This is a genomic window from Streptomyces sp. NPDC046915 (assembly GCF_040644935.1).
In the GTDB taxonomy this organism is placed as follows: Bacteria; Actinomycetota; Actinomycetes; order Streptomycetales; family Streptomycetaceae; genus Streptomyces.
This window is the reverse complement of the sequence record NZ_JBEYXB010000027.1, coordinates 39197-57300: the sequence shown is the minus strand read 5'-3', so window position 1 is coordinate 57300 and position 18104 is coordinate 39197. Positions and strand designations below refer to the sequence as shown.

Sequence of the window (18104 nt, the reverse complement as noted above, 5' to 3'; positions counted from 1 at the left end):
CTGCACCCGTGACGTCCCGTATCCCGCGCGACTCCAGGCTTCGACTCGTCCGACCGCGACCCCTGGCCGCCGCCCCCCGAGCGATGAACCAGCGGCGCTCGCGCCGCCCCGCACCCCGCCCGCCGGAGGGCACTCCGGCCCCCGCCGAGCTGGCCAGAATGGCGCGATCCCGCCTGGCCGACGCGGCCCGCGTCGCCCACTGGGCCGACGCCGCACTCGGCCCCGGCAGCGACGGCGCGACCGACGACGGCAAGGCCACCCTCTCGGAGTCGACCGCCGAACGCGCCGCCGCCGATCTGGGCCTGACCGCGGCTCAGGTCCGCGCCGACTGGGACACCGCCCGCCTCGCCGGGCTCGTCGAGGTCCACGGCGACAGCGCGCGCCCCGGCTGGCGGCTGCGCGCCTGGGACCGGGACGACAGCGCCGTGCTGCGCGGCTGGGTCGCCCTCTTCGACGCCTGGTCGCTCGCCCACCCCGAGCCCGCGGACCACGAGCCCGCCGCCGTCGCCGAGGTCGTCTCGGCCATGCCCCAGGTGCTCTCCTTCCTGCAACTGTCCGCCGGGCCCGTCCCGGTCGAGCAACTCCTCGACCTGCTCCAGCAGCGCGTCACCGAACTGCGCACCGAGCGCTGCGAGATCTCCTACGCGCCCGACCCCGAGCTCGTCGCCGGCGCCGCTCCCGCCGCCCCCGCCCTCGGCACCCCGCAGGCGGAGCCCGTTCCCGACCTCGCGCCGCTGCTCGACTGGGCCCTGCACGCCCTCGCCTCCGTCGGCGCCCTCACCGACGGCGACGGCCAGGCCACGCTCACCCCGCTGGGCAGCTGGGCGGTGTGGGTCAAGCTGGAGCAGATCTGCGTGGCCGCGCAGAGCCCCGCCGGGAACATCGAGCAGGGCGCCGAGGACATGCTGCGCGGCTGCGCCCAGCTGCGCCCCAACGCGGCCCGCGCCGAATACCGCGCCTGGCTCGCCGCCCGGCCCGTCGGCAGCGCCGTCACCCAGCTCATCGACGCCGCCCGCGGCGAGGACGCCCTGCTGCGCGGCCTCGCCTTCGAGGCGCTGCGCGTCGTCGGCGCGCCCGCCGAGGCGGATGTGCACGGTGTCGTCGAGGAGTCGACACTCAGGCCGTACGCCCTGCTGTGGCTCGCCGAGCACGACGGGGCCGACCCGGAGGACGCCCACGAGGTCCTCACCCGGCAGGAGGCCACCTGGCTGTGGGTGGACACCGCCGCCGCCGTCGCCGACCACGGCGAGGCGCCGATGCTCGTACGCCACCTGGAGTCCGCGGTCCAGGCCACCGTCCCCCAGCTGCTCGACGAGGTCCGCGCGGTTGGTCATCCGCGCACCGTGCAGGTCCTGGTCGCCCTCGCCGCCGCCCACCCGGACCCGGCCCTCGCCAAAGCGGTGCGCCGGGCCGCCTTCCAGGTGCACACCGGGGGATAGGGCCGTCAGGCCCCGATCTCGGGGGCGTACGTCCCGAAACTCCAGACGTTGCCCTCGACGTCCCGGGCCATGTAGTCCCGCGAGCCGTACGGCTGGTCGGTCGGGGGCATCAGGATCTCCGCGTCATGGTCGACGGCGCGCTGGTGGTGGGCGTCGACGTCGTCCACCACGACGTACACCCCCGTCGGGCCCGCCTCCCCCATCGCCTCCGCGAAGACGCCGTCCCGGCCCTTGGAGCCGAGCATCACCCCGCCGTTGCCCTGCACCAGCTCGGCGTGCAGGACCGTGCCGTCCTCACCCTCGTACAGCGACAGTTCGGTGAAGCCGAAGGCCTCCGTGAGCTGCTTGACCGCCGCCTTCGCGTCCGCGTACAGCAGCGTCGGATAGACGCTCGGCCGCCCACCACCCGTACCGGCCATGCCCATCACTCCCTTCCCCCGCTCCGTCCTACCCGCCTTGCCGCCAGTGTGACACCCATCACCGACAACACCCCACGCCCACGGCACGCACGGCCGGTGGCGGCCCGCGTCGGCTCCTGCCCGCGCGCGGGGATGCGCGTTCCGCCCCCGACGTGCTGCACATCACGTCCCCGTCGGCGACCTGGGCCGTATCGCCCCGGGCCGGGGGTTCGAACACCCGCACGCAGAAAAAGCGCTTGCCCCGCCCCGTTAGACTTGGCCCATGGCCATTCTCCTCGCGCATTAGACGGCGGGAACGTCCTCAGCCGCCCACCCGCCACTACCTCCGCTCTGGAGTCTGTCCGTGATCTCCGCCTCCGGTATCGAGCTGCGCGCCGGTGCCCGCATCCTCCTCGAGAACGCCAACTTCCGCGTCGCCAAGGGCGACCGCATCGGCCTGGTCGGCCGCAACGGCGCCGGGAAGACCACTCTCACCAAGTGCCTCGCCGGAGAGGGCATGCCGGCCGCCGGCAACATCGCCCGCTCCGGTGAGGTCGGCTACCTGCCCCAGGACCCCCGCACCGGCGACCTCGACGTCCTCGCCCGCGACCGCATCCTCTCCGCGCGCGGCCTCGACGTACTGCTGCGCAAGATGCGCGACAACGAGCAGCGCATCGCCACCGGCCAGGGCTCCACCCGGGAGAAGGCCCTCAAGCAGTACGAGCGCCAGGAGACGGAGTTCCTCACCAAGGGCGGATACGCCGCCGAGGCCGAGGCCGCCACCATCGCCGCCGCGCTCAACCTGCCCGACCGTGTGCTCGGCCAGCCGCTGCACACCCTCTCCGGCGGTCAGCGCCGGCGTATCGAGCTGGCCCGGATCCTGTTCTCCGACGCCGACACGCTGCTGCTCGACGAGCCGACCAACCACCTCGACGCCGACTCGATCGTCTGGCTGCGGGACTACCTGAAGACCTACCGCGGCGGCTTCCTCGTGATCTCCCACGACGCCGACCTGGTCGAGACGGTCGTCAACAAGGTCTTCTACCTGGATGCGAACCGCTCCACGATCGACATCTACAACATGGGCTGGAAGCTCTACCAGCAGCAGCGCGAGGCCGACGAGAAGCGCCGCAAGCGCGAACGCGCCAACGCCGAGAAGAAGGCCGCCGCACTGCACTCGCAGGCCGACAAGATGCGCGCCAAGGCCACCAAGACCGTCGCCGCGCAGAACATGGCCCGCCGCGCGGACAAGCTGCTCTCCGGTCTGGACGCGGTCCGGCAGTCCGACAAGGTCGCCAAGCTCCGCTTCCCGGAGCCCGCGCCCTGCGGCAAGACCCCGCTGATGGCCGAGGGCCTGTCGAAGTCGTACGGCTCGCTGGAGATCTTCACCGACGTCGACCTGGCCATCGACAAGGGCTCCCGGGTCGTCATCCTCGGCCTCAACGGCGCCGGCAAGACCACCCTGCTGCGCCTTCTCGGGGGCGCCGAGCAGCCGGACACCGGCGCGGTCGTCCCCGGCCACGGCCTCAAGCTCGGCTACTACGCCCAGGAGCACGAGACCCTGGACGCCGACCGCACCGTCCTGGAGAACATGCGCTCGGCCGCCCCGGACATGGACCTCGTCGAGGTCCGCAAGGTGCTGGGCTCGTTCCTCTTCTCCGGTGACGACGTCGACAAGCCGGCCGGCGTCCTCTCCGGCGGTGAGAAGACCCGTCTCGCCCTGGCGACCCTGGTGGTGTCCTCGGCGAACGTGCTGCTCCTGGACGAGCCCACCAACAACCTCGACCCGGCCAGCCGCGAGGAGATCCTCGGCGCGCTGCGCACCTACAAGGGCGCCGTGGTCCTCGTCACCCACGACGAGGGCGCCGTCGAGGCGCTCCAGCCGGAGCGGATCATTCTGCTGCCGGACGGCGTCGAGGACCTGTGGGGCTCCGACTACGCGGATCTCGTCGCCCTTGCTTGATCGAATGAATGATCCACTGGGTATGGATCATTCGGCCGATCCGTGATCCATCATCTGTGTGAGATCTCCTCGTATCGAGGTGTGTCCTACATCGATTTCGCGGCCGATCCCTGCGTCACCGAGGGGTCGGCCGCTTCGCGTCTCTGACCTGCTGATTCACGAAAGAACCCGTTCGGCCGTACGGACGCGCACGTCTGGAATCGTCAGTTCCGCTTGTGGGGATGTGCTCCTGTCGTCAAAACCGTGTCTCACGGACCTTGCCGAATGGGTGGCCATCGAGCCCCGGAGGGGTGATCATGAGGAGACCAGAGCGCACTTCCCATGAGGAGGCACGGGTGGCCGAGACTCTGAAGAAGGGCAGCCGGGTGACCGGCGCCGCGCGCGACAAGCTCGCGGCAGACCTGAAGAAGAAGTACGACTCCGGTGCGAGCATCCGGGCGCTGGCCGAGGAGACCGGCCGCTCGTATGGCTTCGTACACCGGATGCTCAGTGAGTCGGGCGTCACGCTCCGTGGGCGTGGCGGAGCGACCAGGGGCAAAAAAGCCGCATCGTCCTGATCCGGGCGGCCCATCGGCTTCGATGGTGGCCACCCGGTCGGTCGGGTGATCGGCCGGGTGGTTACTGTGCAGTCACTTAGCTGACCGCACGCATCGGAGGCGCCCCATGGCTTCGCCCGAGAAGGACCCTGCTTCCCTGGTTCCCCTGTTCGACCAGGACGGCGTACGACTCACCGTGGACGACGCGCTCGCCATGGTGACGTTGACCAACCCGGCCAAGCGCAACGCCCAGAGCCCGGCTCTGTGGCGGGCGTTGGCCGAGGCCGGCCGGCTGCTGCCGGGCTCCGTCCGGGTGGTCGTGCTGCGCGGTGAGGGCAAGTCCTTCTCCGCCGGGCTCGACCGGCAGATGTTCACGCCCGAGGGGATCGAGGGCGAGCCGACCTTCGTCGACCTCGCGCGCCGTGACGACGCCGAGCTCGACGCGACCATCGCCGGCTACCAGGAGGCGTTCACCTGGTGGCGGCGGAACGACATCGTGTCCGTCGCCGCTGTCCAGGGGCACGCCATCGGTGCCGGCTTCCAACTGGCTCTCGCCTGCGATCTGCGCGTCGTCGCGCACGATGTGCAGTTCGCCATGCGCGAGACCAGCCTCGGGATCGTGCCCGACCTCACGGGGACGCACCCGCTGGTGGAACTGGTCGGGTACGCCAGGGCGTTGGAGATCTGCGTGACCGGACGGTCCGTGCAGGCCGAGGAGGCGGTGAGCTCGGGGCTGGCCAACCTCGCGGTGCCGGTGGAGGAACTCGACGGCACGGTCCGCGACTTCGCGGCGGCGCTGCTGGCGGCACCCCGCGACGCGGTCGTGGAGACCAAGGCCCTGCTGCGCGGGGCGGCGGCCCGTGGCTACGACGAACAGCGCGCCGCGGAACGCCAGGCCCAGGCCCGGCGGCTGCGGGACCTGGCCGGCATCGGCGAGTGAGTCGTACGGGGTCGGCCGACGGCGGTCGTCGGCATGGCCACGGTCGGGTGACTCCGCAGCGCGTCCCCGACGGCTCGGCCATGTCCGCCGTTCCTCGGTGCGCACGGCCGGTCCGGGCCGTCGAGCGTGTGCCGTGGAGCGTCAGGCTCAGGTGCGGTGGCTGAGGTGTCCGGCCGGCATCGGCGAGTGAGGCGTACGGGGTCGGCCGACGGCGGTCGTCGGCATGGCCACGGTCGGGTGACTCCGCAGCGCGTTCCCGACGGCTCGGCCATGTCCGCCGTTCCCCGGTGCGAGCGTGTGCCGTGGAGCGTCAGGCTCAGGTGCGGTGGCTGAGGTGTCCGGCCGGCATCGGCGAGTGAGCCGTAGCGGGTCAGTCGACGGCCGTCACCAGCACGGCCACCGTCGGGTGATCCCGTAGCGCGTCGCCGACGGCGGCGCGCACCCGCCGGGCCACGTCCAGGGCGCGGTACGCGGCGTCCACCGCCACTTCCACCCGGACGTGGCGGTGCGCGAGCGTGGCGTCGGCCTCGTCCTCGGCCCGCCGTTCCTCGATGCGCACCGCCCGGCCCAGGCCGCCCAGCGCGCCGGTGAGCCGGGTCACGCCGGGCACGGCGAGGGCGGCCTCGGCGGCCCGGGTCTCGTCGGCGTCCGCCGTCTCCCGGGCCGGCACCGACGGCACCGTCTCCGTGGCCGGGACGGACGGCTCCTCGTCGTCCAGCAGGCCGGTCACCCTGAGGTCCACCTCGGCGACCGCGAGCCCGAGCCCCTCCGTCGCGGCCGCCGCCAGGACCAGACGCAGACGGGACGCCGTGTCGGGCAGGGGCATGTCCGCCGCGGCCGCGAAATCGGCCGTGAGCCGGAGCGGACCCGGCGGCAGCGCACTCGGCGGCAGGGGTACGACGGGCTCCTCGGTGTCCTCCGGCCGGGCGAGCCCGAGCCGCAGCGCGCCCAGCCGCACATCCGTCACTTCCCGTGTCGCGCGCCGCAGCACCTCCGCGGCCGCCCCCTCCGCGATCCACGCGCCGTCACGCGCGCCGCCCAGCGGCAGCAGCCTGCCGAGGCCCAGTTGCTGTCGCACCGCACGCGCCCATCGCTCCGCCGTCATTGCTCCAGCCTGCCGCATCCCTGGGGCGAGACGGCGCAAGCACACTTACCGTGGTCGAAGGAGGACGACCGAAGAGGACGTACGGCCATGACCGACATGACGAATCAGGACCGGACGACGGATCCCACGGGCGCCACGGAGATGCCCGAGACACCGGGGACCCGCAGGGCACAGCCGACACGGCGCGGGGGCGGGGATCCCGCGACCAGGGGACGCACCACCATCGCCGACGGGGTCGTGGAGAAGATCGCGGCGCTGGCCGCGCGGGACGTGGTCGGGGTGCACGCGCTCGGCAGCGGACTCGCGCGGACCTTCGGCGCCGTACGCGACCGGGTGCCCGGCAGTACCAAGTCGGTGACCCGGGGAGTGAAGGCCGAGGTCGGCGAGGTACAGACCGCGCTCGACCTGGAGATCGTCGTGGACTACGGCGTGGCGATCGCCGACGTCGCCCATGCCGTGCGGGAGAACGTGATCACGGCGGTGGAGCGGATGACCGGGCTACAGGTCGTGGAGGTCAACATCGCGGTGAGCGATGTCAAGCTTCCGGAGGAAGAGGAAGAGGAGCCGGAGCCCCGGATCCAGTGACGCCCGGCGGCCCGGACAACGCACGGCTGAGGAGCTGAGGAGCACAGCATGAGCATGGCCGTGGTCGGCATGATCGCCGGGATGGCGCTGGGCTTCGCCGGGTACTTCGGCGGATTCGGTGCCTTCCTGCTGGTGGCCGCCCTGGGTGCCGTCGGGTTCGTCGCCGGCCGGTTCCTCGAGGGGGACCTGGAGCTGGGCGACTTCTTCCGCACCCGGGACGACCGGCGCGACCGGCGGCGGTGACGTCCGTGAGCGGCGGGGTCGGTGAGGTACGCGGTCCCGTGACCGTCGTCGCGCCCGGCGAGCGCGGCGCCCTGCGGATCGCCGACGGGGTCGTCGCGAAGATCGCGGCGCAGGCGGCACGCGAGGCGCTCGGCCCGCTGCCCGGACAGGCGGAACAGCCGCGCGCCACCGTCGTCGTCCACCACGACACCGTCCGCGTCCGTGTCCGCCTGGAACTCGGCTATCCGGCCGACGTGCCCGCCCACTGCCGTGCGGTGCGTCGCCGGGTCACCGAGCGGGTAACCGCATTGGCGGGAATGGAGGTGCCGGAGGTCGCCGTCCAGGTGGAACGGCTGCATCCGACGCATCCGCAGGGGACGGCACAGGGGAGGACGCGATGAGCGAACCCCGGGGAACCGAGAGCACCACCCAGCCACTGCCGGTCGTCATGGAGAAGGCGGAGCAGACGTCCCCACCGGTGGAGGCGTTCCCGCCGGTCGAGGCGCCCCCGCCGGTGGCGGACGGCGGAAGGGACGGCCGCTTCTGGTCGGCCCGACGCGTCCCGGCGGGCATCGTCGCCGTACTGCTCCTGCTCGGCGCGGGTGTCTTCCTCTACGACATCGCCGCCGTCCGCGCCCACCGGCCCGCCATGGGCTGGCGCCGCGACCTGGCCCGCCAACTCGCCGAACGACAGCTCGACGACACCTGGGTGCTGGCCGGCGCGGGCGTCGCGCTGGCCCTCGGCCTCTGGCTGCTCGTGCTCGCGGTCACGCCCGGCCTGCGGGGCCTCCTGCCGATGCGGCGCCCGCACCCCGACGTCCGCGCCGGACTCCAGCGCGCGGCGGCGGCCCTGGTGCTGCGCGACCGGGCCATGGAGATCTCGGGCGTGCGGTCGGTAAGGGCGCGGATGGGCCGCAGGAAGGCCGCCGTCCGCGCGGTCTCGCACTTCCGCGACCCGGACGACGTACGCGCCGACCTGGACACCGCCCTCACCGCGGCCGTCCAGGGCCTGGGCCTGACCCGGCCGCCCGCGCTGTCGGTGCACGTCAACCGCCCCGGACGGAAGGGGTGAACGCGGTGCTCAGAACCGTGAACCGCACGCTCGTCGGACTGATCGGGCTGCTGCTGGCCGCCCTCGGCGGCTCGGTGCTGGCCATCGGGCTGGGCGTCCGGCCGCCCTCCTGGTGGATCCACGACGGACGGCACGACGTCCTGCTCAGCGACGCCGAGCGGACCCGCTGGCGGGACGCCGGCTGGTGGTGGCCGACCGTCCTCGCCGCGCTCGCCCTCCTGGTCCTGCTGGCCCTGTGGTGGCTGGTGGCGGTACTGCGCCGCCGCCGGCTCGCCGAGGTGCTCGTCGACACCGGCGACGGCGAGGGCGCGCTGCTGCGCGGCCGGGCCCTGGAAGACGTCCTGGCCGCCGACACGGCCGGCCAGGAGGGCGTGGCCCACACCCGTCTGATGCTGACCGGCCGCCGTACGGCTCCCCGCGCGCGGGTGTGGCTGCGACTGGAGCCGGACGTGGACCCCGGCACGGTCCTGCACGACCTGACGGCCCAGGCTCTGACCCACGCCCGCGAGTCGGCGGGACTGGCGAAGCTCCCGGCGGAGGTACGCCTGCGGGAGGTCAAGCACAAGGCCGAGAGGGTGACCTGAGAGAGGGTGAGCCGAGGCCCTCAGAAACCGTGCCGCATTCCGCCGTCCACCGGCAGCATGATCCCCGTCAGATAGGACGCGGCCGGAGACAACAGGAACGCGGCCACCCGCCCGAACTCCTCGGGCGTCCCGTACCGCCGCAACGGGATCCGGGACTCGTTCGCCGCCCGAGTGGCCTCCGGGTCCGCCGACAACCCGTCCAGCTCGCGCACGCGGTCCGTGTCGATGCGCGACGGAAGCAGCCCCAGCACCCGGATCCCGCGCGGCCCCAGCTCGTCCGAGATGGACTTGGCGAACCCGGCGAGCCCCGGCCGCAGCCCGTTGGAGACGGTCAGGCCCGGAATCGGCTCGTGCACCGAGGCGGACAGCACGAACCCGATGACCCCGCCCGGCTCCAGCTCCGCGGCCGCCACGCGAGCCAGCCGTACCGCACCCAGGAACACCGACTCGAACGCGCCCCGCCACTGTTCGTCGGTGTTGTCGGTGACGAAGCCCGGTGGCGGCCCGCCGACGCTGATCAAGATGCCGTCGAAGCCGCCGAAGCGCTCGCGGGCGGTCGCGATCAGCCGCTCGGCGCCCTGCGGGTCGGCGTTGTCGACGGCGACACCGGCCGCGTTCGGGCCCAGCTCGGCCGCCGCGTCGGCGACCCGCTGCCCGTCCCGCCCGGTGATGACCACCTTCGCCCCGTCGGCGACGAGCTCGCGCGCGGCGGCGTTGCCCAGGCCGCGCGTGGCCCCGGTGACGACGTACACCCGGTCCTTCAGTCCAAGATCCATGGCCCCTATCCTGCCTCGCCGCTCCCGAACAGGGCGAGGGCGGTGTTCACCAGGCCGATGTGGCTGAACGCCTGCGGGAAGTTGCCCAGCTGGCGGTCGGCCACCGGGTCGTACTCCTCGGACAGCAGCCCCACGTCGTTGGTGACGCCCACCAGCCGTTCGAACAGCTCCCGGGCTTCCTTCGTCCGGCCCGTCAGGTGCAGGGCGTCCGCGAGCCAGAAGGAGCACGCCAGGAAGACGCCCTCCCCGCCGGGCATCCCGTCGACGGACGTCTCGTCGCTGTCGTCGGTGTCGTACCGGCGCACGAAGCCGCCCTGCCCGAGCCCGGCGCGGATGGCGTCGACCGTGCCGATCACCCGCGGGTCGTCCGGCGGCAGGAAGCCGAGGCGCGGGATGAGCAGCGCGGCAGCGTCGAGTTCACGCGAGCCGTAGTACTGCGTGAAGGTCCTCCGCTCGGGGTCGTAGCCCTTCTCGCACACCTCCCGGTGCACCTCGTCGCGCAACGCGCGCCAGCCGTCGAGGTCGCCGGCCAGCTGGGGGTTCTCCTCCAGCGTGCGCACGGCACGGTCGGCGGCCACCCACACCATCACCTTGGAGTGCACGAACTGCCGCCGTCCGCCGCGTACCTCCCACAGGCCCTCGTCCGGCTGCCGCCACGCCGAGCGCAGGAACTCCAGCAGCACGCCCTGGAGCGACCACATGTGCGGCTTGGGCGGCATGCCCGCGCGCCGGGCCAGCGACAGCGAGTCCATGACCTCGCCGTACACGTCGAGCTGTAGCTGCCGCACGGCGTCGTTGCCGATCCGCACGGGCGCCGAACCGGCGAATCCGGGCAGCCAGGGCAGCTCGAACTCGGGCAGCCGGCGCTCGCCCGCGAGGCCGTACATGATCTGGAGGTCCGCCGGGTCGCCCGCGACCGCGCGCACCAGCCAGTCGCGCCAGGCCTCCGCCTCCTTGCGGTAGCCGGCGGCCAGCAGGGCGCCCAGGGTGAGGGTGGAGTCGCGCAGCCAGCAGTAGCGGTAGTCCCAGTTGCGTACGCCGCCCAGTTCCTCGGGGAGCGAGGTGGTGGCCGCGGCGACGATGCCGCCGGTCGGCGCGTAGGTGAGGGCCTTGAGGGTGATCAGGGAGCGGACCACCGCGTCCCGGTACGGCCCCCGGTAGCGGCAGCGGGACGCCCAGCGCCGCCAGTCCGCGACGCTGTCCCGCAGGGAGACGAACGGATCGACGAGCGGGGGGCGCGGCTGGTGCGAGGGATGCCAGGTGAGTACGAACGCGACCCGCTCGCCCGCCGCCAGGGTGAACTCCGAGTACGTGCCGAAGTCCTCGCCCCAGGTGCGCACCGCCGGTTCGCTGCGCAGCCACACCGAGTCGGGCCCCGCGACGGCGACCCGGTGGCCGCCGGACCGGCGCATCCACGGCACGATCGAGCCGTAGTCGAAGCGCAGGCGCAGGGTGCTGCGGACGGTGACCTTGCCGGAGAGGCCCTCGACGACGCGTACGACGTCGGGTGCGCGGTCGCGCTGCGGCATCAGGTCCGTGACCCGGACCGATCCCTGCGGAGTGTCCCATTCGGTGTCGAGGACGAGCGTGTCGCGGCGGTAGGCGCGGCGGGTGCAGGGGCCGGCCCCCTTGGGGGCGATCCTCCAGTGACCGTGTTCCTCGTCGCCCAGGAGCCGGGTGAAGCAGGCGGCGGAGTCGAAGCGGGGCAGGCACAGCCAGTCGACGGAGCCGTCCTTGCCGACCAGTGCCGCGGTCTGCTCGTCGCCGATGAGGGCGTAGTCCTCGATGCGCGGTTGCACGGGTTTCCGGATTCCCGGTGTGCCGCGGCCACAATCAGCCGGCTGGTCCGGGAAGGTGACGTCACACCCCGGCGGTCGCGGGCTCCTCGCTCGGCTGCGCCGCCGCCTCCGCCCGGGACCGGTCCTCGCGGCGGACCAGCACGAACCAGCCGTACGGGACGCCCGCGGCGAACAGCCACCACTGGATCATGTACGCGTAGTTCAGCGGGGCGTCTTCCTTGCCGGGGTCGGAGAGCAGCTCGGGGGTGTCGCCCTTGGGCTCCGGAGCGGTCTGCTGGATGTAGCCGCCGAGCACCTGTGCGTTCAGCCGCCGGGCCTGCTCCGCGCTGTTGATCAGCATGATCTGCCGGTCCGGCAGCCCCTTGATCTCCTTGATGCCGCTGGCCGCCGTCGTCTCGTCGGCCATCAGCCGCCCGGTGACGGTGGTCCGGCCGGCGGGCGGTGCGGGGATCTTGGGGAAGGCGGTCTGCGCTCCGTTCGCCGGGATCCAGCCGCGGTTGACCAGCAGCACCTTGCCGTCCGTCAGCACGAACGGCGTCAGGACGTGGAATCCGACCTCGTCGTCGGCGTTGACACGACGCCGGACGACCACTTCCCGCGCGGTGTCGAAGGTGCCGGTCGCGGTGACCCTGCGGTACTTCTCGGTGCGGGTGACGGCGTGTCCCGGGGAGCTCAGCCGCTCCACGGGCACCGGCGCGGCCGCCAGCGCCTCGGCGACCAGATGGTTGCGGGTGCTGCGCATCTCGTACCGGTGCTTCTGCCAGATGCCCAGCCAGATCATGGTGGGGATCAGCAGCAGGGCCACCAGGGTGAGGATCACCCACTGGCGGGTCAGCAGAAAGCGGTAGCGGTGCACCCCACGACGGTACAACTCGGTCGTGGGGCGCAATCGGGCGGGTACCGGATCACACCTTGTCCACGACGCCCACCTTGCCCTCGGAGCGCGCGCAGTGGGCGCCGCAGTACCAGTGGCCCTCGACCTCGACGCCCTGGCCGATGACCTGCACCCGGCAGTGTTCGCAGATCGGCGCCATGCGGTGGATCGCGCAGGAGAAGCAGTCGAAGACGTGCACCGCCCCCTGGGCGTGCACCTCGAAGGTCATACCGTAGTCATTGCCGCATACTTCACATCTCGCCATGCGCCACAGAGTGAGCCGTCGCCGCCTCCCGGGCGAGCGGCCGCCGGGCGAGTCGCACGGCAATCACCCATCCGTACGGTCGTTCCTCCATACGGTCGTTCGTCCGTACGGTCGTTCGTCCGTACGGTCATTCCTCCGGCGCGGGCTCCACATCCGCGAGGAGCTGGCCGAACGCCGCCTCGTCCACCACCGGCGTCCCGTACTGTCGCGCCTTGGCCGCCTTCGAGGTGCCCGAGTCCGGATCGTTGGTCACCAGGAGGCTGGTCAGCCGGGACAGGCTGGTCGCGACATGCAGCCCCGCCTCGGTCGCCCGGTCCTCCAGCAGGTCACGCTCGACCGAGGTGTCCCCGGAGAACGCGACCCGCATGCCCTGCTTGAGACGTTTGCCCTCTTCGTACCGGCCCGGGTTGGGATACGGGCACGCGGGCCGCTTGCGGGCCGGACGCCAGGTACCGGGCCGGTATCCGCCGTACCCCCCGCCGCCGGCCTGGCGGCCGATCAGGGGCGCCGGCCGGTCCTGCCACTCCGTCAGTGCCCGGCACTCCAGCAGCGGCAGCCGTACCCCGCCCTCCGCGGCGGCCCGCAGACTGGGCCGGAACGCCTCCGCGAGCACGCGCGCGTCGTCCAGCGCGTGGTGCGCGCGCCGCTGCACGACGCCGAAGTGGGCCGCCAGCGACTCCAGCTTGTGGTTGGGCAGCGGCAGCCCCAGTTCCTTCGAGAGCGCGATCGTGCACAGCCGCTGCCGCACCGGGGCCTCGCGCTCCGCGCGCGCGTACTCCCGGGCGATCATCTGCCAGTCGAAGACGGCGTTGTGCGCGACCAGCACCCGGTCCGCGAGCCGGGCGGCGAACTCCTCCGCGATGTCCGCGAACAGCGGCGCGCCCTCGAGCACGTCGCTCGTCAGACCGTGGATCCACACCGGGCCCGGGTCCCGCTCCGGATTGACCAGCGTGTACCAGTGGTCCTCGACCTCACCGCGCGCGTCCAGCCGGTAGACGGCCGCGGAGATTATCCGGTCGTCCCGGGCCAGGCCCGTGGTCTCCACGTCAACGACCGCGTATCCCTGGGGATACGCGGCCGGCCACCGGGTGGGGGAGGACGCTGCGGTCGTTCGGTCATCGAGCATGGTCACTGAGGATACGGGCCACGACCGACAGTCCTCTCCCGGAGGTTCGGGTCCGTTGCCCCACATGTCCACGTGCGCGGCTATGGACACCTTCACCACACGGTGCGACCGTGCTGCCGCCCGGCGGTTGACGGCCCATGGAAGGGCGGTACGGCGTATGGCACGCGTACGGTACGGCGCACGGACCGAGGCGGAGGTCACGGCCGCGCGCACCGCGAGCGCGAAGCTCCCCGACATCTGGTCCACCGGCGTGGTGGCCCTCTGGGAGACCGATCCGGACGCGGTGGCGGCGGTGCTGCCGCCCCCGCTCAAACCGGCCGGGCGGCCCCTGGTCCGGGTCAGCATCAGCAAGGTCGACCTGCCCGGATACCCGCTCGGCGCGGGCTCGTTCGCCGTCGCCGCCGCCCACGGCGGAACCGAGGGCTGGTACCCGCTGGTGATGCCGATGACCCACGAGCGCGCCCTCACCGGCGGTCGCGAGGTCTTCGGCGAGCCCAAGAAGCTCGGCGAGGTGACCGTCGAGCGCGACGGCCCGGCGGTGCGCGCGTCGCTGGCCCGGCACGGCACCGCCTTCGTCGAGGTGCGCGGCGCCGTCAGCGGCGAGCTGCCCCTGCCCGAGCCGACCCGGAAGACCGACTTCTACTTCAAGTTCCTTCCAGCGGTGGACGGTTCCGGCTTCGACGGCGACCCGCTGCTGGTGCACTGCGTGCGCCACGAGAGGGTGAGCGAGCTGGAGGCGGTGACCGGGGACGTGGTGCTGCGCGAATCCGTCTACGACCCCGTCGCCGACCTGCCGGTCCTGCGCCTCGTCGAGATCACCCTCGGCCGGAAGACCAGCGACCAGCGTGGCCGGGTCGTCGAACGGGTCGATCCACAGGCGCTGTTGCCGTACATCCACCAGCGGTACGACGATCCGCGCCAGGTCCTGGACGCACCGCCGGAGACTCCCGAGGGGAGCCTGTGATGGAGCTGAGGGAGGGACAGGTCGCCGTCGTCACCGGCGCCGCGAGCGGCATCGGCCTCGCCATGGCCCGGCGGTTCGCGGCCGAAGGCCTGAAGGTGGTCCTCGCCGACGTCGAGGCGGCCGCCCTGGACAAGGCCGCCGACGACCTGCGCGCGGACGGCGCGGACGTGCACGCGCGCGTGGTCGACGTCGGCGTCCGCGAACAGGTCCTGGAACTGGCCGAGTCGGCGTACGAGACCTACGGCGCCGTGCACGTCCTGTGCAACAACGCCGGGGTCGGCTCGGGCGCCGAGGGCCGCATGTGGGAGCACGACCCGAACGACTGGAAGTGGGCGTTCTCCGTCAACGTGTGGGGCGTCTTCCACGGCGTCCAGGCGTTCGTGCCACGGATGATCAAGGCGGGTCAGCCCGGTCATGTCGTCAACACCTCCTCCGGCGACGGCGGCATCGCCCCCCTTCCCACCGCCTCCGTGTACGCCGTCACCAAGGCGGCCGTCGTCACGCTGACCGAGTCCCTGTACGCCCACCTGAGGGCGGAACACGCGCGCGTGGGCGCGTCGGTGCTCTTCCCCGGCCCGCACATGCTGCGCACCGGCCTGTGGGAGTCGCACCGCAACCGGCCCGAGCGGTACGCGAAGGAGAGGCCGCGCAGGACCCCCTACCGCAGCCTCGACCAGTGGGAGGCGGCGATGCGCGCGGCGGGCAAGGAGGTCGACTTCACGCCCGTCGAGGAGGTCGCCGGCCTCGTCGTCGACGGCATCCGCGCCGACCGCTTCTGGCTGCTGCCGCCGAGCGAGCACAGCGACGCGCAGATCCGGGCCAGGGCGGACTCGATGCTCCACCGGGCGAACCCGTCGTACCTCGAAAGCTTCATCCTGGATTAGGAGGCCGGCGTGACCGACCAGGACACGATGACCGATCACGAGCCCTACCTGATCATCTCCTCCGACTGCCACGCCGGGCTGCCCACCGAGGAGTACCGGCCCTACCTGGAGGCCCGGTTCCACCGGGACTTCGACGAGTTCCTCGCGGGCCAGGGCCGGCGCCGCGAGGAGATGACCCGGCTCGGCATCCGCAACGAGGCGTTCGCGGACAAGTGGTTCCAGGACAACGAGGAGGGCCTGCGTGGCGGCTGGGACACCGCTCAGCGGCTGAAGGAGCTCGACGGCGACGGGGTGGCCGCCGAGGTGGTCTTCCCGGACGCCGACGCCGTGGACAGCCGTACGGCCGCTCCCTTCGGCGTGGGCCTCGGCCTGTCCGGCGACCAGGACCCCGAACTGGGCATGGCGGGCGCGCGGGCGCACAACCGCTGGCTGGCCGACTTCGTCTCCGAGCACCCCGAACGGCACTGCGGAGTGGCCCTGCTGCCCGTCACGGCCCCGGCCGAGCGGGTGGTCGCCGAGGTGCGCCGCGCCAAGGAGTCCGGGCTCGGCGCCCTGATGATCCCGTCCATGTGGGTCGACAAGGAGCCGTACCACGACCGCCGTTACGACCCGGTGTGGGCGGCGGCCGCCGAGTGCGGGATGCCGCTGCTGACGCACTCCGGAGCGGCTCCGCGGCACGAGTACGGCGACCACCTCGGGATCTACGTCTCCGAGGTCACCTGGTGGCCCGCCCGGCCGCTGTGGTTCCTGCTGTGGTCCGGAGTCTTCGAACGCCATCCCGGCCTGCGGTTCGGGGTGGCGGAGTCGGGCTGCTGGTGGCTGCCGAACCTGCTGTGGTTCATGGACCGCCTCTACCTGGGCGCGCACGGCGGCAAGAAGCTCTCGCCCTTCCAGGAACTCAAGCGCCCGCCGCACGAGTACCTCGACCGGCAGGTGTTCGTCTGCGCCACCAACACCAAGCGCCGCGAGCTGGCCCAGCGCTACGAGATCGGCGTGGACAACATCCTGTGGGGCAGCGACTTCCCGCACCCCGAGGGCACCTGGCCCGACACGCGCGCGTGGCTGCGCCGCACCTTCCACGACATCCCGGTGACCGAGACCCGCCGCATGCTGGGGCTCGCGGCGGCCGAGGCCTTCGGCTTCGACGTGGCTCGGCTGGCCCCGCTCGCCCGGCGCATCGGCCCCACCCCCGCCGACCTCGGGCAGCCGGACGACCAGGCGGCCGTCGAGGCGTCCTGGGCGCGCTCGCGCGAGGTGGGCCGCCACTGGCTGACCGGCCACGACTTCCCGGCCCTGGGGGTGACCCCGTGAGCTCCCCGGACCCGGACCTCGGCGAGGACCGCTGCACCGTCATCTCCGCCGACTGCCACGCCGGCGCCGACCTCCTCGACTACCGGCCCTACCTGGAACGGCGGTACCACGAGGACTTCGACGCCTGGGCGGCCACGTACGTCAACCCGTACGAGGACCTGCTCGCCGACTCCGCCGACCGGAACTGGAACTCCGAGCTCCGGCTGGCCGAGCTGGAGGCGGACGGGATCGTCGCGGAGGTCGTCTTCCCGAACACCATCCCGCCGTTCTTCCCGTCCGGCTCCCTGAGCGCGCCCACGCCGACCGCCGAGGAGTTCGAGTGCCGGTGGGCGGGCCTGCGCGCCCACAACCGCTGGCTGGCGGACTTCTGCGCGGCCGCGCCGGGCCGTCGCGCGGGCGTCTGCCAGATCCTCCTGAACGACGTCGAGGAGGCCGTGCGGGAGATCCGGTGGGCGGCCGGCGCGGGCCTGAGGGGAGGGGTGCTGCTGCCGGGCACACCACCGGGCTCGGGGCTGCCCGAGCTGTACTCGTCGGCGTACGACCCGATCTGGGCCGTCTGCGCGGAACTCGGCGTGCCCGTCAACCACCACGCGGGCTCGGCCTCCCCGCCGCTCGGCGACGAACCGGCCGCCCGCGCGGTCTTCATGGTCGAGACGACCTGGTTCTCCCACCGCGCGCTGTGGCACCTCGTCTTCGGCGGCGCCTTCCGCCGTCACCCGGACCTGAGGCTGGTCCTGACCGAGCAGGGCTCGGGCTGGATCCCCGGAGTGCTCGACATGCTGGACTACTACCACGGCCGCCTGGTCGCCGCCGCGACGAAGGCGGCCACGGCGGAGGCCAAGTTCGGCGCGGGGCTGGCCGCCGGCATGGGCGGGGCCCCTTCGCGGGTCTGGCGCGACAACTGCTTCGTCGGCGCCAGCTTCATGCGCCCGCACGAGGTGCCGCTGCGCGACCGCATCGGCGTCGACAAGATCATGTGGGGCAGCGACTACCCCCACGACGAGGGCACCCATCCCTACTCCCGGGAAGCCCTGCGCTTCGCCTACGCGGGCGTCCCCCGGGACGAGCTCACGGCCATGCTCGGGGGCAACGCCGCCCGTGTGTACGGCTTCGACCTCGACTTCCTGGACCCGATCGCGGCGAAGGTCGGCCCGACGGTCGCGGAGCTCGCCGAGCCGCTCCTCGAACCGCCCGCGGACGCGACGAGCCCCGTGTTCGCGCGGGGAGCGTCGGTACGGGTGTGGTGACGGCCGGGGTGGAA

20 protein-coding genes are annotated in these 18104 nt (G+C 72.7%); 13 read left to right on the top strand and 7 right to left on the bottom strand.

Annotated elements, in window-relative coordinates; translation table 11 throughout:
* Positions 1-83 precede the first annotated feature (83 nt).
* On the top strand, positions 84-1439 hold the full coding sequence (locus tag ABZ915_RS42245; RefSeq protein WP_361814746.1) for a hypothetical protein: 1356 nt from the start codon (positions 84-86) through the stop codon (positions 1437-1439).
* Positions 1440-1444: 5 nt separating this feature from the next.
* On the opposite strand, the gene ABZ915_RS42240 is transcribed toward ABZ915_RS42245, so the two are convergent.
* Positions 1445-1858 (bottom strand): VOC family protein, encoded by a 414-nt coding sequence (locus tag ABZ915_RS42240; protein ID WP_361814629.1) that lies wholly within the window; start codon positions 1856-1858, stop codon positions 1445-1447.
* A gap of 343 nt (positions 1859-2201) precedes the next feature.
* On the opposite strand from ABZ915_RS42240, the gene ABZ915_RS42235 reads away from it, so the two are divergent.
* The 3 genes from ABZ915_RS42235 (at position 2202) to ABZ915_RS42225 (ending at position 5276) form a co-directional block, all read left to right on the top strand.
* Positions 2202-3800, top strand: a complete 1599-nt coding sequence (locus ABZ915_RS42235) for an ABC-F family ATP-binding cassette domain-containing protein (protein WP_361814626.1) — start codon at positions 2202-2204, stop codon at positions 3798-3800.
* Between the two features lie 335 nt (positions 3801-4135).
* Positions 4136-4357, top strand: a complete 222-nt coding sequence (locus ABZ915_RS42230; RefSeq protein ID WP_004002281.1) for a helix-turn-helix domain-containing protein — start codon at positions 4136-4138, stop codon at positions 4355-4357.
* 106 nt (positions 4358-4463) lie between these two features.
* Positions 4464-5276 (top strand): enoyl-CoA hydratase/isomerase family protein, encoded by an 813-nt coding sequence (locus ABZ915_RS42225; protein ID WP_361814623.1) that lies wholly within the window; start codon positions 4464-4466, stop codon positions 5274-5276.
* Positions 5277-5646: 370 nt separating this feature from the next.
* Here the strand turns inward: ABZ915_RS42225 and ABZ915_RS42220 are convergent, their stop codons facing one another.
* Positions 5647-6381: a nucleopolyhedrovirus P10 family protein gene (locus ABZ915_RS42220; RefSeq protein ID WP_361814621.1), complete on the bottom strand. Its 735-nt coding sequence runs from the start codon at positions 6379-6381 to the stop codon at positions 5647-5649.
* Between the two features lie 87 nt (positions 6382-6468).
* On the opposite strand from ABZ915_RS42220, the gene ABZ915_RS42215 reads away from it, so the two are divergent.
* The 5 genes from ABZ915_RS42215 to amaP are packed head-to-tail and all read left to right on the top strand — an operon-like array spanning position 6469 to position 8844.
* A complete protein-coding gene (locus tag ABZ915_RS42215; protein WP_361814618.1) occupies positions 6469-6966 on the top strand; it encodes an Asp23/Gls24 family envelope stress response protein in 498 nt (165 codons plus the stop codon).
* A gap of 48 nt (positions 6967-7014) precedes the next feature.
* A complete protein-coding gene (locus ABZ915_RS42210) occupies positions 7015-7209 on the top strand; it encodes a hypothetical protein (protein WP_361814615.1) in 195 nt (64 codons plus the stop codon).
* On the top strand, positions 7206-7589 hold the full coding sequence (locus tag ABZ915_RS42205; protein WP_361814613.1) for an Asp23/Gls24 family envelope stress response protein: 384 nt from the start codon (positions 7206-7208) through the stop codon (positions 7587-7589). Before ABZ915_RS42210 ends, ABZ915_RS42205 begins: the two co-directional genes overlap by 4 nt.
* Positions 7586-8260: a DUF6286 domain-containing protein gene (locus ABZ915_RS42200; protein WP_361814610.1), complete on the top strand. Its 675-nt coding sequence runs from the start codon at positions 7586-7588 to the stop codon at positions 8258-8260. The genes ABZ915_RS42205 and ABZ915_RS42200 overlap by 4 nt, the downstream gene beginning before the upstream one ends.
* A complete protein-coding gene (gene amaP, locus ABZ915_RS42195) occupies positions 8257-8844 on the top strand; it encodes an alkaline shock response membrane anchor protein AmaP (RefSeq protein ID WP_361814608.1) in 588 nt (195 codons plus the stop codon). Before ABZ915_RS42200 ends, amaP begins: the two co-directional genes overlap by 4 nt.
* Positions 8845-8864: 20 nt before the next feature.
* On the opposite strand, the gene ABZ915_RS42190 is transcribed toward amaP, so the two are convergent.
* The 5 genes from ABZ915_RS42190 to ABZ915_RS42170 form a co-directional block, all read right to left on the bottom strand.
* On the bottom strand, positions 8865-9620 hold the full coding sequence (locus tag ABZ915_RS42190; protein ID WP_361814605.1) for an SDR family oxidoreductase: 756 nt from the start codon (positions 9618-9620) through the stop codon (positions 8865-8867).
* A 5-nt stretch (positions 9621-9625) separates the two neighbouring features.
* Positions 9626-11419 carry a glycoside hydrolase family 15 protein gene (locus tag ABZ915_RS42185; protein ID WP_361814603.1) on the bottom strand — a complete coding sequence of 598 codons (1794 nt, stop codon included), beginning with the start codon at positions 11417-11419 and terminating at the stop codon, positions 9626-9628.
* A 61-nt stretch (positions 11420-11480) separates the two neighbouring features.
* Complete coding sequence (locus tag ABZ915_RS42180; protein ID WP_361814600.1) at positions 11481-12275, bottom strand: SURF1 family protein; 795 nt, start codon at positions 12273-12275, stop codon at positions 11481-11483.
* A 49-nt stretch (positions 12276-12324) separates the two neighbouring features.
* The gene (locus tag ABZ915_RS42175) at positions 12325-12558 is read right to left on the bottom strand and encodes a hypothetical protein (protein WP_361814597.1); all 234 of its coding nucleotides are present in this window, start codon (positions 12556-12558) and stop codon (positions 12325-12327) included.
* A gap of 127 nt (positions 12559-12685) precedes the next feature.
* Entirely contained in the window at positions 12686-13684 is a 999-nt protein-coding gene (locus tag ABZ915_RS42170; protein WP_361814594.1) for a DEDDh family exonuclease, read from the bottom strand.
* 157 nt (positions 13685-13841) lie between these two features.
* Here ABZ915_RS42170 and ABZ915_RS42165 point away from each other — a divergent pair, with 157 nt between their 5' ends.
* From ABZ915_RS42165 to ABZ915_RS42150, 4 genes are read left to right on the top strand one after another with little or no spacing between them, the layout of a single operon-like run.
* On the top strand, positions 13842-14648 hold the full coding sequence (locus ABZ915_RS42165; protein ID WP_361814591.1) for an acetoacetate decarboxylase family protein: 807 nt from the start codon (positions 13842-13844) through the stop codon (positions 14646-14648).
* Positions 14648-15532, top strand: coding sequence for an SDR family NAD(P)-dependent oxidoreductase (locus ABZ915_RS42160; RefSeq protein ID WP_361814588.1), 885 nt, complete (start codon positions 14648-14650; stop codon positions 15530-15532). The genes ABZ915_RS42165 and ABZ915_RS42160 overlap by 1 nt, the downstream gene beginning before the upstream one ends.
* Before the next feature lie 27 nt (positions 15533-15559).
* Positions 15560-16843 (top strand): amidohydrolase family protein, encoded by a 1284-nt coding sequence (locus ABZ915_RS42155; RefSeq protein ID WP_361814743.1) that lies wholly within the window; start codon positions 15560-15562, stop codon positions 16841-16843.
* Positions 16840-18090 carry an amidohydrolase family protein gene (locus ABZ915_RS42150; RefSeq protein WP_361814585.1) on the top strand — a complete coding sequence of 417 codons (1251 nt, stop codon included), beginning with the start codon at positions 16840-16842 and terminating at the stop codon, positions 18088-18090. Before ABZ915_RS42155 ends, ABZ915_RS42150 begins: the two co-directional genes overlap by 4 nt.
* Positions 18091-18104: the final 14 nt, after the last annotated feature.